Here is a 14,818-nt window from a genome sequence, read left to right on the forward strand (position 1 = left end):
CTTCTTCCATCTTAACGGGCATTGATACCTTCTTTTCACTCATGGTTTAGAACCCCCTCTCGAGAATACTACAGGTAATGTAAGTCCCCGTCCCAGCATGGCTGTGAATCAAACCTCGTTTGGCGTTTTTGATTTGCAGAGTATCATCCCCGCCGAAATGTTCTCCGATGGTCCCCTGCAACTGCCAGAGGGCAAAGACGGATTGCATCAAGCCCGTTGCTCCCACCGGATGACCACAGGCTAATAGTCCGCCTGAAGGATTCACCGGCATCTTTCCGTTGACATTGGCTGCTCCCGATTCTACGAATTTTCCACCGTCTCCATATTTGCACAAACCTAAATCTTCATAGGTTTGAATTTCCGAAGAGGTAAAAGCGTCATGAAGCTCCACGAAATCAAGCTGCTCCAGCGGGTTTTCGATCCCAGCCATTTTATAAGCTTCTTTCGCTGCAACTCGGCCACCCCTGAAGGAATGGACCCCTGGGTATTTCAGGTCTTTATAATCCTCTGCACGTTCGTGGTTAAGAAGGATGACTTCACGCGAGGGCCGATCCGACAAACGCATAGCATCTGTTCCCGTGCCCACGCCGCTGATCAGAATGGGTTTATCCGTTAACTTAAAAGCCATTTCTTCTGAAGCTAAGATGGCCGTAGCCGCCCCATCCGACATGACACATATATCTAACCGTTTCAAGGGATCGGCTACCATTTCGGAGTTGAGGACATCTTCGATCGTTAGTTCCGCTGGGAACTGGGCATAGGGATTATGCAGTGCGTTGCCATGATTCTTAACTGAGACCGCCGCAAGTTGCCGCTCCGTGGTACCGAATTCATGCATATGCCGTTTGACCATCATTGCGTAATAGCCCGTGTAAAACCCACCGACGGGGTAATCAAAGTTGACATCTGACGCTAGGGCGATAAACTCATTTCCCTTCCAGGTATTCACATGGGACATGGTTTCAAAGCCAACCGCGGCACAGACGTTCATCCGTCCACTGGCAATAGCCTCCCAGGCTGTTTGAAAGCACATTCCTCCCGTAGCTCCTCCAGACTCGACTCGTTTGGAAGGCTTTGGGGTAAGTCCCAAATAATCTTGGACCATAATCCCTGCCATCAATTGACGGGTAAAGTGATCCGAAAAATAAGCGACGACTGAGCCGTCAATCTGTTCTAGGTTCAAGTTTGGTATATCGTCCATAGCCTGATCAAACGACTCTTTGGCCATATAACGGAAGTCCTTTTTTGGTGTGGACTTGGCGAATTTTGTGATGCCGCCGGACACCATATACACTGGTCTCATAGTTCTCCTCCTCATACCTATTGGATTTGTGAGTTCAATTAAGCCTTTGCTTTATTTAGTTTTCAACCACCATCTAAAACAGGTTCATCAGGCCCTTGCTCTTGAAGAAGCTGAGTTTACCTTCGAGATGTCAAAGATGACATGAAATAACACCAGAATAAAAATATGGCACCCCCTTCCTGCTTCTAAGGGTTATATAGAGCAAGAGTTGTGCCACATTAATGAATATTCTGAAATGTTGTCTGAGCCTACAAGTATCAGGTCGGAGACTAATTGCTATCGCATTTCGGCTGAGGACCTAGGCAATTTAGCCCAGGCAAAGTTACCTATTCAGCGCATTTCTGCCGACGCTGCAGCCCGCGTAATCCCCAGCTTTTTGCATTTGCGCAGAAGGGTTGAGATGTCGATACTGAGAGCTTGAGCGGCCGAACCAAGGTTAATATTTTGCTGGAGAGCGCGCTCAATCGATTGCCGTTCAGTTGCTGCCACCGCCGCTTTCAGCGGGATTATTTTCCGTTCTTTACGACGTATAAGATCGATTTCCGGCAGAACAACAGCCTGATTTGCCCGCCGGATCTTCTCAGGCAAATCTGCTTTCTCAATTAAACCGGTCTGACTAAGTACGACTAATCGTTCCACGACATTTTCCAGTTCTCGCACATTGCCAGGCCAAGAGTATTCGTATAGGCTGTCCATCGCTTCCGGGACAAAACTCAGACTACGATGATACTTTTGACAAAACTTATCCAAAAAAGACAACGTAAGCATAAAAATATCCTCTTTTCGTTCCCGCAGAGGCGGAATAACGACAGGTATCACATTAAGCCTGTAAAAGAGATCCTTACGAAAAGTCCCCTCATCCACCATCTTCTCTAGGTCTCGGTTGGTTGCACACACGAACCGAATGTCCATCGATAGAGGCGTGTTTCCTCCGACGCGCAGTATTTTATGGTCCTGTAAAACACTCAGCAGTTTTACCTGGAGAAACAGGGGTAACTCGCCGATCTCGTCCAAGAAGGCTGTACCGTGGTTGGCTTTATCCAACAACCCTGCCTTGCCCTCTCGTCTTGCCCCTGTGAATGCCCCCCCCTCATAGCCGAATAATTCAGATTCGATCAATGATGAAGGAATGGCACTGCAGTCCACCTTTATGAACTTTCCTTTAATACTACGGTTACTATGCTCGTGAAGCAGTGAGGCAATTAAGCCTTTTCCAACCCCAGACTCACCATGAATTAGCACTGTTGCGTCAGAATCCCCGATCCTGGGCAGCTCATCCAAGATGCTTCGCATTTTGGGGTCGCGAGTGGTTATTTTCTGGGAGGAATTGACTGAAGTAGGATCATAGTTTTTTAGGATCTCTCGGTATTGCTTGTTAAGCTGGTTAGAATATTTTAATTCATCCTTCAAGGTACTCAGCTCGCTTAAGTCACGCACCTCGCACACCACGTTGATCAAATTGCCCTCTTCATCGAAAGACGGATTACCGGTTACCAAGGCCTCGCAACCACTAGGATAAGAAATTACTTTAGACACACGCTGTCCACTGCGTATAACTTCAAGAGTTGCGGAATCCGATATCAAGTTATCGTCTATGAGCGTTTTTACGTGCCGCCCCACGACATCTATAGGGATACCCGTGATACGCAGGAAAGCGTCATTATGAGCAATACAGTATCCTTGGGAATTGCATATATAGATGCCATCGCTAATTGAGTTTATCATAACCCGAAACGTTATCCCCATATTTCCGCTCATCTCTTTATACCCCCTACTCCATCAAACCTGCAGTGCCAAAATCGTTTTATTTGAATCTGAACTCTTAAATTTTGATGGTATTGACTCACTTTGCTTCACTTCATAATTCTATATATGTTCATACTATCTTATTATTTACTTAATTGGAAGAATATTCTGATCTTTTTGGCCATTATGCTCTTCCTCCAAGCAAAGTCTTGCTGAACACCCTTTTTTTCCGTCAATATATCCACGAAATAACTTATTAAATGATTATAGGCATAAGAAAAGCCCATACCATTTTATAGTACAGGCATAATATCTAAAATCAAACAACTTTTGATTGAAATCAGTTAACTAGGGATGATCCTTGATTTAAGCCATAGCTTCAATAATGGCAGTCGCCATCTCCTGGGTTCCAGCCTCCCCGCCTAAATCCGGAGTAATATAATCCCTTTGCCTCAAAACATGTTCGATCCCTTTTTCAACTCTCTTGGCTTCTTCCACAAAGCCGAGATATTTAAGCATTTCCACACCAGAAAGAATCATGGCAAGTGGATTAGCTAGATTCTTGCCTGCTATCTGAGGTGCACTACCATGAACAGCCTCAAAAACCGCTCCTATTTCCCCGATATTCGCCCCCGGAGCTACACCAAGCCCGCCAACTAATCCGGCGACGAGATCTGAAACAATATCCCCATAAAGATTAGGTAGGACTAAAACATCAAACTGCTCGGGTATTTGCACTAGATTCATACACATGGCATCGACAATCTTGTCATCACACTCGATCTCCGGGTAATCCCGAGCCACAGATCTCACACTTTCAAGAAAAAGACCATCACTTAATTTCATGATATTAGCTTTATGGACAATCGTCACTCGTTTACGCTCTTCCCTACGGGCTAATTCAAAGGCATATCGCCCGATGCGCTCTGTCGCTTCACGGGTGATAATTTTGATACTTTCGGCGGCATTCCGGCCAACCATGTGCTCTATCCCTGCGTAGAGATCCTCAGTATTTTCCCGAACAACTACAATATCAACATCAAGGTACCGAGAAGGAACATTCGGCAAGTTTCTCAAGTGACGTACATTGGCATATAGTTGTAATTGTTGTCGCAGGGCAACATTAACACTGCGAAAGCCTTTCCCCACAGGAGTTGTGATGGGTCCTTTTAGAGCTACCTTGTTGCGTCGAATGGTTTCAAGAACATACTCCGGCAAGGGAGTGCCATACTCGGCAATACACGCTTCTCCTGCTTCTACGACTTCCCAATCAATCGGAGCGCGACTAGCGGTGATCACATTCTGTGCAGCGGTACTGACTTCTGGGCCAATCCCGTCTCCCGGGATCAAGGTTACTTTAATAGGCATTAACTGTACTCCCCTTCGTTAACAAAAAGACGGCTCTTGCCGCCTTTTTAGTTACTTAACTATTTCTCCACTAACTAACCCCGCTGCTTCAACATGTCGCCATAAATGTAAACGAGTTCCTTGTCAAAGAGCGAGCGCTTCATGTCCACGGCTAACGCTCTGACCCGTGCCAACATTTCTTCAGCATCTTCATCCGACATTTCTTTACCATACTCAAGTAGAAATTTAGCCTTAATAGATGCTGTTCCTGAGTGTTTTCCAATCACAATTTGCCGTTCGAGTCCTACATCTTCTGGGCTAAATGCTTCATACGTTTTAGGATTTTTTAATGCTCCATCAGCATGGATCCCAGATTCATGCGCAAACATATTACTTCCAACAATTGATTTCCAAGGGGGTAGCATCCGACCCGAAGCCCGGGCGACATATTCAGAAACTTCTACAAAGCGTTCCGTCGCAAAGCTTAAATCTGTATCTAATAAGTGTTTTAAGGCCATTACGACTTCCTCTAAAGCTGCATTACCGGCCCGTTCACCCAATCCATTCACGGTTACCCCTACATGTGTCGCTCCGGCCTTCACTCCCGCTAGAGCATTAGCTGTTGCCATGCCAAAATCATCATGAGTATGCATTTCGACATCTATTCCCGCTTTTTCAATCAGAGTTTTAATACGATCATACGTTGTGAAGGGGTCCAAAATCCCCACGGTATCACAATAACGTATCCGACTGGCGCCCGCTATTTTAGCTTCTTTGGCAAATTGCACGAGAAAATCCATATCGGATCGAGAAGCATCTTCCGCATTAACCGAAATATACATTCCTTCTCGTTTTGCAAAGGTCGTTGCCTTAATCATCCGTTCTAGAACATCATCACGAGTGGTCATGAGTTTATGCTCAATATGAATATCTGAGGTGGAAATAGAAATTGCCACCGCATCCACACCACAAGCCAAGGATGATTCAATATCCGATATTACCGCGCGATTCCAGCCCATAATACTCGCTTTTAAACCTAATTTAACAATATCGCTAATGGCTTGCTTTTCATCTCCGCCCATGACCGGAACCCCAGCTTCAATCTGTTGGACGCCAAGTTCATCGAGCAAACGAGCGATGCGCAATTTTTCTTGATTGGAAAAGACAACACCGGCCGTTTGTTCCCCATCACGCAACGTAGTATCTACAATCGTTAAATGTCTCAATCAGACACACCCCTCTTCTTTCAAAAAATTACTCTACAATATGAAGTAACATTTACTATCTATAGTAGCACAATCCTCCTCAGGTTTGAAGGATGTCCGTTTGCTTATACTGTATACTTCTAATAGTTCAGTATAATTATGCATTACTTTTACTGCGTCACAGACTTCGCGATCTAACCGAACATAACCAAGTTACTATATCCACTTCTTCTAGCTGGCACTCTGGATGGGTGCTGGAATAACTATAAAATGGCCTAACCTTCGGCAGAATTAACCCAAAGGTTAGGCCATCTTTACGCTTCTCAATGTATTACGTTAATTTCTGTTTTAACAACTGATTGACGAGACCCGGATTAGCCTGTCCCTTGGTGGCTTTCATGATCTGGCCAACAAGAAACCCGATCGCTCGATCTTTTCCTGCTCGGTAGTCCTCCACGGATTGTGGATTAGCGGCAATCACGCCGTCAATAATCCCCAGCAATGCTCCTTCATCACTAATCTGAGCAAGCCCTTTTTCCTTCACAATAGTGCCTGCATCCTTACCCGTGCTATACATTTCTTCCAGCACGCCTTTAGCGATCTTGCCGCTGAGAGTACCTTTGTCCATGAGTCCAAGGAGGTCTGCCAATTGTTTGGCCGAAATTGGAGAATCGGCCACACTACATTGATTTGTGTTAAGCAGGCGCGTGACATCTCCCATAACCCAATTTGCCAACGTCTTGGCATCTCCGTAGTAAGACAAGGCTTCATCAAAGAAGTTCGCCATGGCTTTACCTTGCGTGATGACGGCAGCATCATAGGCCGAGAGCCCCAACCCCTGCAACCGAGCTCGGCGGGCGATCGGAAGCTCGGGGAGAGTTTTACGGATTTTTTCCACCCATTCACGATCAATAACTAGGGAAGCCAGGTCGGGTTCTGGAAAATACCGATAATCATGCGCTTCCTCTTTGGAGCGTAGGGTTAAGGTCATCCCCCTACCCTCATCCCAAGTACGTGTTTCCTGAACCACGGCTTCTCCCGCATCTAAAACTCGGGCTTGGCGAGCCACTTCATACTCCATGCACCGCCGGACGGAGCTAAAGGAATTTAGATTTTTCGTCTCAGTTCGAGTTCCCAAGGTCGTCGCTCCGATCGGCCGAAGTGAAACATTGACATCAAAGCGTACTGAACCTTGTTCCAACCGACAATCTGATACTTCCGTATAGTCCAGAATCTGAACTAATTGTTCGAGATAAGCAAGGACTTCCGGAATCGAGCGCAGATCAGGTTCTGAAACGATCTCCAAAAGCGGCACCCCAGCTCGGTTATAGTCTACTGAAGACTCTATCGAGGTTGAGATGGTATCTCCGCTATGCACGAGCTTACCGGCATCTTCTTCCATATGCGCCCGAGTGATCCCGATCCACTTCTTCTCCCCGTCGACTTCAATCTCCAACCCGCCCTTGCCACAGATCGGCAAATCAAATTGGGATGTCTGATAATTCTTCGACAAATCTGGGTAAAAGTAGTTTTTACGATCGAATTTCGAAAACTCCGCGATTTCACAGTTCAACGCTAGACCCGCTTTAATCGCGTAGTTGACCACTTCGCGGTTAACAACTGGGAGCGCACCGGGCATTCCAAGGCACACAGGGCAAACATGCGTGTTTTGTTCTCCCCCAAACTCGGTTGTACAACCACAGAAAATCTTCGTCTTGGTTTGGAGTTCAACATGAACCTCTAGACCACAGACCATTTCGTATTTATCAGCGACTACCACGCGCAAGCACCTCCCCGGAAAGATTCGGTTTTAACGTGTGATAATTTGTAGTTTGCTCAAAGGTATAAGCTGCTCGATACAACGTCCCTTCATCAAACGCTTTGCCCATTAGCTGCATACCAATCGGCAAACCCTTGACAAATCCTGCTGGAATGGAAATGGCGGGAATACCTGCTAGGTTAATTGGAACAGTCGTAATATCCGATAAATACATCGCTAAAGGATTCGCTGATTTTTCTCCAAACTTAAAGGCCGGAGTCGGAGCCGTCGGGGAGAGCAAAATATCAAACTTTTCAAACGCTTGATCAAAATCCTGTTTAATCAAAGTTCGGACCTTCTGAGCTTTCAAATAATAAGCATCATAGTACCCTGAACTTAGAGCATAAGTTCCGAGCATAATCCTTCGTTTCACTTCCGGCCCAAATCCTTCAGCTCGGGTAGTTTTAAACATACCCAATACATCAGCCGCTTCCGCCCGATAGCCATAGCGCACGCCATCATAACGAGCCAGATTGGAGCTTGCTTCGGCCGTGGCAATCAGATAATACGCAGGTATGGCGTACTCCGTATGAGGTAATGAGCATTCAGCCACTTCTGCGCCAAGATCAATAAGGGTTCGAATCCCTGACTGAATCCCTTTCGCAACGTCTGGATCTATGCCTTCACCATAATATTCACGGGGAATCCCGATCTTCAAGCCTTTGATGTCATTGACGAGGAACTTTGTATAATCCGGTTTTTCGTAGGGAACAGACGTTGAATCCCTGGGATCATATCCGGCTATGGCATTCATCACCAAGGCATTGTCACGTACGGTTTTAGTCAACGGACCAATCTGATCGAGTGAGGACGCATACGCAATGAGACCATACCGTGAGACTGCTCCGTAGGTTGGTTTCATTCCGACCACACCACAGAACGCAGCCGGTTGGCGGATGGAACCCCCTGTATCTGACCCCAAGGCAAAAGCAGCCTCGTCCGCCGCAACAGCTACTGCAGCTCCCCCAGATGATCCTCCAGGAACATACTCCATATCCCAGGGATTCCGTGTCTTTGCAAAATAAGAATTCTCAGTTGACGAACCCATGGCAAACTCATCCATATTTAGCTTACCGAGTAGAATCGTTCCGGCAGCCCGCAAGCGGTCTGTTACGGTGGCATTATAGGGAGGAATAAAATTTTCCAACATCTTTGAAGCGCAGCTTGTGCGAACGCCCTCCGTGCACATGTTATCTTTCATGGCCATTGGAATTCCCTCTAATGAACTGAGAACTTCGCCCTGAGCAATCTTGCTATCAACCTCTGCTGCTTGGGCTAACGCCTGATCTTCTAAAACCGTCAAATACGCTTGTAAGTCTGGATCAACATTATGAATGCGATCTATGTAGGCATTCGTCAACTCAGTGGAGCTGACATCTTTATGAACGAGAAGCTCGTGTAGTTCGCTGATTGATTTTTCTATATCCCTTGTTGCCATTTCTGCAACCTCCTTTCTAGGCTAGACTATTTTAGGTACCCTAAAGAAACCCTCTTCCCCATCTGGGGCATTTCTTAAAGCTTTTTCATGATTAATCGAGGGTCTCACTTGATCCTGGCGCAATACATTGTGCAAAGGAACAGCATGAGCCGTAGGCACCACATTATCCGTGTCTAAGCGCTCTAACATGGCCGCATAATCTAAAATGGAGTTAAGTTGTTCTGTATATTCTTGAGTTTCCTGTTCAGTCAACTCTAGGCGTGCCAATGCTGCTACGTATTCAACGTCTTCACGTGAAATTGTCAACTTATTCACCTTCCTTTGGGTAGTTTGTTGCTTTACCTTCTATCATAGCAAATATGGGAGATCGGGGCAATAGATGCAAGTCCACGCGTAAAAATGCTCAACCGCCAAGTATCCTGACTGTTGAGCATTACACATGATTAGAGGAAGCACGAGAACCGTCCCTCTGCTTCCTTAAAGCAACTGTTCAAATTCCTCTTCGGTCAAAATCGGTATTCCCAGACCTTGTGCTTTCACGAGCTTTGATCCGGCTTTCTCTCCCGCAACGACGAAAGCCGTTTTTTTACTGACGCTGCTGGCCGCTTTGCCCCCGCACTCTTCGATGAGCGTTTCAATCTCCCGCCGCTCCCAGTGCTCTAAAGACCCAGTGACAACAATGCTTTTCCCAGCAAAAATTTGAGGCTTAGACGATTCTGCAGCTGTCATGTTCACGCCAGCTTCACGCAATTTAGCCAGAAAACGCGCCGTACTTTCCAGACCAAAAAACTGCATCAGACTTGCCGCCATGGTCGGTCCGACGTCCGGAATCGCTTGCAGTTCTTCCAACGTCGCCATTAACAGTTGATCCATCGAGCCAAATGTCTGGGCTAAGACCTTCCCTGCCTTTTCCCCGACGTGATGGATACCCAAGGAAAAGATTAACGGAGCCAACCCACGTTCTTTGCTCTCTTGGATCGCTTTAAGTAGATTCTCCGCGGATTTTTTCCCCATCCGCTCTATAGGAGTAAGCTCTTCAAACGTTAAAGAGTATAAATCCGCAGCATCCTTAATCAACCCGGCATCAAGGAGTTGTTGAATGACAGCAGGACCTAACCCGTCGATGGCCATGGCATCTCGCGAGACAAAGTGTATAATCCCCTCTCGTTGTCGTGCTGGACAGGTGATACTCTGACAGCGATACGCAACTTCCCCTTCTTCCTGATTAACTGGACTCTGACATTCCGGGCAAAGGTTAGGCATTTCAAAAACCTTTTCCTCTCCGGTGCGTTTCTCAGGCAGCACTCGGACAACCTCCGGAATCACATCCCCAGCCTTATGTAAGAGCACATGATCTCCGATGTGGATATCCTTTTCCCGGATGTTATCCAGATTATGTAGTGTCGCACGGCTCACAGTGGAACCTGCCACTAACACAGGTTGTAGGACGGCAGTAGGCGTCAAGACACCTGTACGTCCCACCCGAATGATGATGTCCTCGACGACTGTTTCAACCTGTTCCGCTGGAAATTTATAAGAAATCGCCCAACGAGGACTCTTCGCTGTAAAACCTAATTCCTCTTGAAGAGCGAACTCATTCACTTTAATTACCAGACCGTCAATATCATACGAAAAACGGTGACGCTCTGAAGCCATTCCTTCACAATAAGCGATGATTTCTTCAATATCACTAAAAACCTTATACTCAGGATTTACGACAAATCCCTGCTGTTTCAAATATGTGAGAACCTCTGTTTGATTATGTAGGCCCAGTTCTTTTGCTGCCAACACTTGGTAGGCGAAATATTCCAACTTCCGTTCGGCCGTGATGCGGGAGTTCAATTGACGCAAAGAACCAGCCGCTGCATTACGAGGATTGGCAAACGTAGGCATCCCATCTTCTTCCCTTTCTCGATTCAAACGAGCAAACGAGGCTTTGGGCATATACCCTTCTCCCCGGACACTTAACTTCGGAACCGTATGGTTTAAGCGCAAAGGAATAGAGCCCACCGTTTTGACATTAGCGGTGATATCTTCTCCTACAGAACCATCTCCCCGAGTTGCCCCACGTACCATAAGTCCCTCTTCATAGGTTAAGGCGACCGTCAAGCCGTCGATTTTGAGTTCGACGACATAATCAACCGAGGCGGCCACCTGGCGTACGCGTCGGTCAAACTCTCGTAAATCACCTGGGGAAAACGCATTATCCAAACTAAGGAGAGGTTCCAAATGCCGTACTTTAGTGTACTCTTTGGCCACCTCTCCCCCAACCCGTTGAGTCGGAGAATCCGGAGTAACCCAGCTTGGATGCTTGGCTTCCAAGTCCAGAAGCTCACGCATGAAAGCATCGTATTCCGCATCCGTGATGCGTGGCTGGTCAAGTACATAATACTGCTTATTAGCGTCTTCTAGTTCCTTACGAAGCGTTGCTATGCGCTCGAATTCATCCTGCACTGAAATCCCTCCGTTCCCCGTCTTTTCCCTGGCTCATGAGCCTTATCAAATTTAATCATCAATACTATGATTCCCATGATACTACTTATTAAATCGTTTGTTCATTACTAGGTACGAAATTAACCTTGGAAATATGTCGTCATTTGTGGTACGACTTGCTTTTTACGGGAAAGAACGCCCGGCAGATCAACGCTTCCATTGACAATTTCTTTGCCAAAGGCCTTAGCTACTTCTTCTGGGTTATCCCCTTTTACGATCAGCTCTGTGGTGTCTGTTAAAATGTCCGTTATCATCAAGCAGAGATAACGCATATCTTGAGCAACTCGATGTGCCTCAATTGCTGCTGTTAAGTTTGCCCGAACGTCTTCAAATCCATCCATACCCATCAAACTTACTTGTCCAACACCGATTTTGTGAGGACCCATGGTGAAGGCCTTAAGATCTTCTTCAATCATGCTTTGTGGGGTACGCTCTGCAATGTTGGAAGATGCTTTGAACATGTCGATACCGAAGGTTTTCGGCTCAACTCCAGCAATAGCGGCGAGTTCAGCAGCGATCGTCTTATCCAACTCAGTGCAAGTTGGAGATTTAAAGATGACAGTATCGGAGAGAATAGCTGCGAGTAAAATTCCCGCGATTGGTTTTTCAGGAACTAAGCCGGCTTCCTTGTATGCTTGCGCCACGATGGTACATGTAGAACCAACAGGCTCAATACGAACATATAGGGGTTCTGCAGTTTGAAATCCACCCACTTTGTGATGGTCAACAATTTGCACGAGTTGAGCTTGATCTGCGCCAGCAACCGCTTGTCCATACTCATTGTGGTCGACGAGAATCAATTTTTGTTTAGCCTCTACAGACGCCAATACCTCAGGAATAGCAACTCCATAATAATTGAGCACATATTCAGTCTCTTTATTGAGCTTCCCTGCTGAGCATGGAACAACATTGGCAGTCCCCGTAAGTTCTTTTAAACGAGCCAATGCAATCGCTGAGCAAACTGAATCTGTATCTGGGCTTTTGTGACCAACAACATAAATTTTATCTGACATAATTACACCTAAACCTTTCTTTTCCTAAATTTCAAAATGCACCATGGATAAAAAATGTCACAGTTTCGTTAACTTGGCATACTCCGCAATTAATTTCTTGATTCCACCGTCAAAAACAATTGTCAGTTCCGCTTGATTTCCCTCTCCCTTAATGGAGACAATAATCCCTCGACCAAACGTCGCGTGTTCCACTTTTTCTCCTATATGATGCGCCTCACCCCCTTTAATGACCAGAGTACTCCCAAAATCTTTTTCCCACGACCCTGAACCCAACGGAATCGTGCGGTCAGAAGACGCGTTCCGTTGTCGGGCTGGCTTGAGTGAAGTATTTGGCCGACGTTTTGGTGGATCAAGAGGGTCAATCTCCGTCATTAACTCTGACGGAATTTCCTCTAAAAAGCGCGAGGGTTGATTATACTGCGTCTTACCATAAAGCATTCGCATTTCTGCATTACACAGGTAGAGTTTCTCCCTCGCCCGAGTGATAGCAACATAACAAAGTCGGCGTTCTTCCTCTAAAACGGTCGGCTCCATGAGTGAACGGCTACTGGGAAAAATCCCATCTTCCATCCCAACCACAAAAACGACCGGGAATTCTAAACCCTTCGCACTATGCATCGTCATCAAAGCCACGGCTTCCTCCGCTTGGTCTAATTCATCAATATCGGCAACCAAAGAAACCTGTTCTAAGAATCCGCTCAAGCCCGGAACAAACTCTTCCTCTTCAGACCCATCGTTTAAGGCATTTTGCGCGGCTTGAGCTGCTTTAGCATCATACTCAGCGGTTACGGATAGGAACTCCAACAGGTTTTCCAGACGCGTCTCCGCTTCCGGTGTGTTTTCCGCCCCAAGGATCGCTTTGTACCCCGTCTTGTTCAGAATCTCTTCCACCAGGTCTGAAACACTTGCCTCTCGTGCAAAGTTTACCAAGCCATGCATCGTTTGGGCAAAGCCTATTAACGGTTTCTTAGCTCGTGTCGACAATTCAGGAATATACTCAGCCTCCAGAATGGCGTCTAGTACAGGCATTCCTTGTTCATCGGCATATTCTAAAATCTTTTGCAGGGTGCTGTCCCCTAGGCCGCGTTTCGGCACATTAAGCACACGGGCAAAACTCACTTGATCCGCTGGATTATACAAGACTCTTAAATAGGCTAGGATGTCTTTGATTTCCAAGCGCTGGTAGAACTTCAATCCTGAGAAAACACGATACGGCGTAGCAGCCTTCATAAGACGCTCCTCAAGAGCCCGCGACTGAGCATTCGTCCGATAAAGAATGGCAAAATCATTAAAGGGGCGTCCTTCCAGCTCGTGCAACCGTTGAATTCGTTCGACGACATAGCCAGCCTCATCTCGCTCATCAGACCCTACATAACACACGACAGACTGTCCCTCCGAGTTTTCAGTCCAGAGCGACTTCTCTTTACGTGATTCGTTATTCCTGACCACTGCATTAGCCGCATTGAGGATCTTTTGTGTCGAACGATAATTTTGTTCGAGTTTGATGACTTTCGCTTCCGGATAATCCCGCTCAAAATCAAGAATATTTTGGATATCAGCCCCGCGCCATCCATAGACCGATTGATCATCATCGCCAACCACGCAGAGATTCCGATATTCACTTGCTAAAAGTTTAATCAGCATATACTGCGCATGGTTCGTATCTTGGTACTCATCCACCATAATATAGCGGAATTTATCCTGATAATATCGATAGACATGGTCGCTTTGCTGAAAGAGCTGAACCGTGAGCATGATAATATCATCAAAATCAAGAGCATTATTGCTCTTGAGTCGTTTCTGGTAAGAACGATAAATATCCACAATCTTTTGTTCAAAATAACTAGAAGCCTTATAGGAAAATTCTTCAGGATCTTGAAGTTTGTTTTTGGCATCACTAATGACGGCCGCCACACTGCGCACTGGGAATTTCTTTTCATCATAATTGTATTCTTTTAAACACGCTTTGAGTAACGACTGTTGATCCCCAGTATCATAAATGACGAAATTCTTAGTATACCCTGGTAAATTATCAATTTCACGTCTCAGAATACGGACACATGCCGAGTGAAAAGTAGTGACCCAGAGTCCATACCCCTCACTGCCCAGCAAGGTGGCCACTCGCTCCCGCATCTCTTTCGCCGCTTTATTCGTAAAGGTAATCGCTAATATCTCACTGGGTTCTATTCCCTGAGCAATTAAATGGGCAATTCTATAGGTGAGAACCCGTGTCTTTCCAGATCCTGCACCGGCAAGAATTAGAAGCGGCCCTTCTTTATGCTCAGCAGCCTCCCGCTGTACTGGATTCAAATCGTCCAACCGATACATTAAACCACTCCACCTCACTTCTTGTACATATTATAACATACACTACGCCCTACTGTTGCTCGATTTGCAAGCGCCCCCCTTAGCTTCGAGGGGTCACAATAATGATTAACTATACCTAATAGCGAC

10 protein-coding genes are annotated in these 14,818 nt (G+C 46.2%); all 10 read right to left on the bottom strand.

Annotated features, from left to right (window positions below; all coding sequences use genetic code 11):
- Positions 1 to 46 precede the first annotated feature (46 nt).
- Positions 47 to 1,303, bottom strand: a complete 1,257-nt coding sequence (locus DSOL_RS16000) for a thiolase C-terminal domain-containing protein (protein WP_075365835.1) — start codon at positions 1,301 to 1,303, stop codon at positions 47 to 49.
- A gap of 330 nt (positions 1,304 to 1,633) precedes the next feature.
- Positions 1,634 to 3,061 (bottom strand): sigma-54 interaction domain-containing protein, encoded by a 1,428-nt coding sequence (locus DSOL_RS16005; protein ID WP_075365836.1) that lies wholly within the window; start codon positions 3,059 to 3,061, stop codon positions 1,634 to 1,636.
- Between the two features lie 354 nt (positions 3,062 to 3,415).
- Positions 3,416 to 4,417 carry an isocitrate/isopropylmalate dehydrogenase family protein gene (locus tag DSOL_RS16010; protein ID WP_075365837.1) on the bottom strand — a complete coding sequence of 334 codons (1,002 nt, stop codon included), beginning with the start codon at positions 4,415 to 4,417 and terminating at the stop codon, positions 3,416 to 3,418.
- Between the two features lie 74 nt (positions 4,418 to 4,491).
- Positions 4,492 to 5,622, bottom strand: a complete 1,131-nt coding sequence (gene nifV, locus DSOL_RS16015; protein WP_075365838.1) for a homocitrate synthase — start codon at positions 5,620 to 5,622, stop codon at positions 4,492 to 4,494.
- A gap of 310 nt (positions 5,623 to 5,932) precedes the next feature.
- Entirely contained in the window at positions 5,933 to 7,381 is a 1,449-nt protein-coding gene (gatB, locus tag DSOL_RS16020; protein WP_075365839.1) for an Asp-tRNA(Asn)/Glu-tRNA(Gln) amidotransferase subunit GatB, read from the bottom strand.
- The gene (gatA, locus tag DSOL_RS16025; RefSeq protein WP_075365840.1) at positions 7,368 to 8,858 is read right to left on the bottom strand and encodes an Asp-tRNA(Asn)/Glu-tRNA(Gln) amidotransferase subunit GatA; all 1,491 of its coding nucleotides are present in this window, start codon (positions 8,856 to 8,858) and stop codon (positions 7,368 to 7,370) included. Before gatA ends, gatB begins: the two co-directional genes overlap by 14 nt.
- Before the next feature lie 21 nt (positions 8,859 to 8,879).
- Positions 8,880 to 9,164 (bottom strand): Asp-tRNA(Asn)/Glu-tRNA(Gln) amidotransferase subunit GatC, encoded by a 285-nt coding sequence (gatC, locus tag DSOL_RS16030; RefSeq protein ID WP_075365841.1) that lies wholly within the window; start codon positions 9,162 to 9,164, stop codon positions 8,880 to 8,882.
- A 171-nt stretch (positions 9,165 to 9,335) separates the two neighbouring features.
- Positions 9,336 to 11,312 carry an NAD-dependent DNA ligase LigA gene (gene ligA, locus DSOL_RS16035; RefSeq protein ID WP_075365842.1) on the bottom strand — a complete coding sequence of 659 codons (1,977 nt, stop codon included), beginning with the start codon at positions 11,310 to 11,312 and terminating at the stop codon, positions 9,336 to 9,338.
- A 119-nt stretch (positions 11,313 to 11,431) separates the two neighbouring features.
- Positions 11,432 to 12,364 (bottom strand): manganese-dependent inorganic pyrophosphatase, encoded by a 933-nt coding sequence (locus DSOL_RS16040; RefSeq protein WP_075365843.1) that lies wholly within the window; start codon positions 12,362 to 12,364, stop codon positions 11,432 to 11,434.
- 57 nt (positions 12,365 to 12,421) lie between these two features.
- On the bottom strand, positions 12,422 to 14,692 hold the full coding sequence (gene pcrA, locus DSOL_RS16045) for a DNA helicase PcrA (RefSeq protein WP_075365844.1): 2,271 nt from the start codon (positions 14,690 to 14,692) through the stop codon (positions 12,422 to 12,424).
- Between the last annotated feature and the right edge of the window lie 126 nt (positions 14,693 to 14,818).

The organism is Desulfosporosinus metallidurans, from assembly GCF_001936615.1.
Classification (GTDB): Bacteria; Bacillota; Desulfitobacteriia; order Desulfitobacteriales; family Desulfitobacteriaceae; genus Desulfosporosinus; species Desulfosporosinus metallidurans.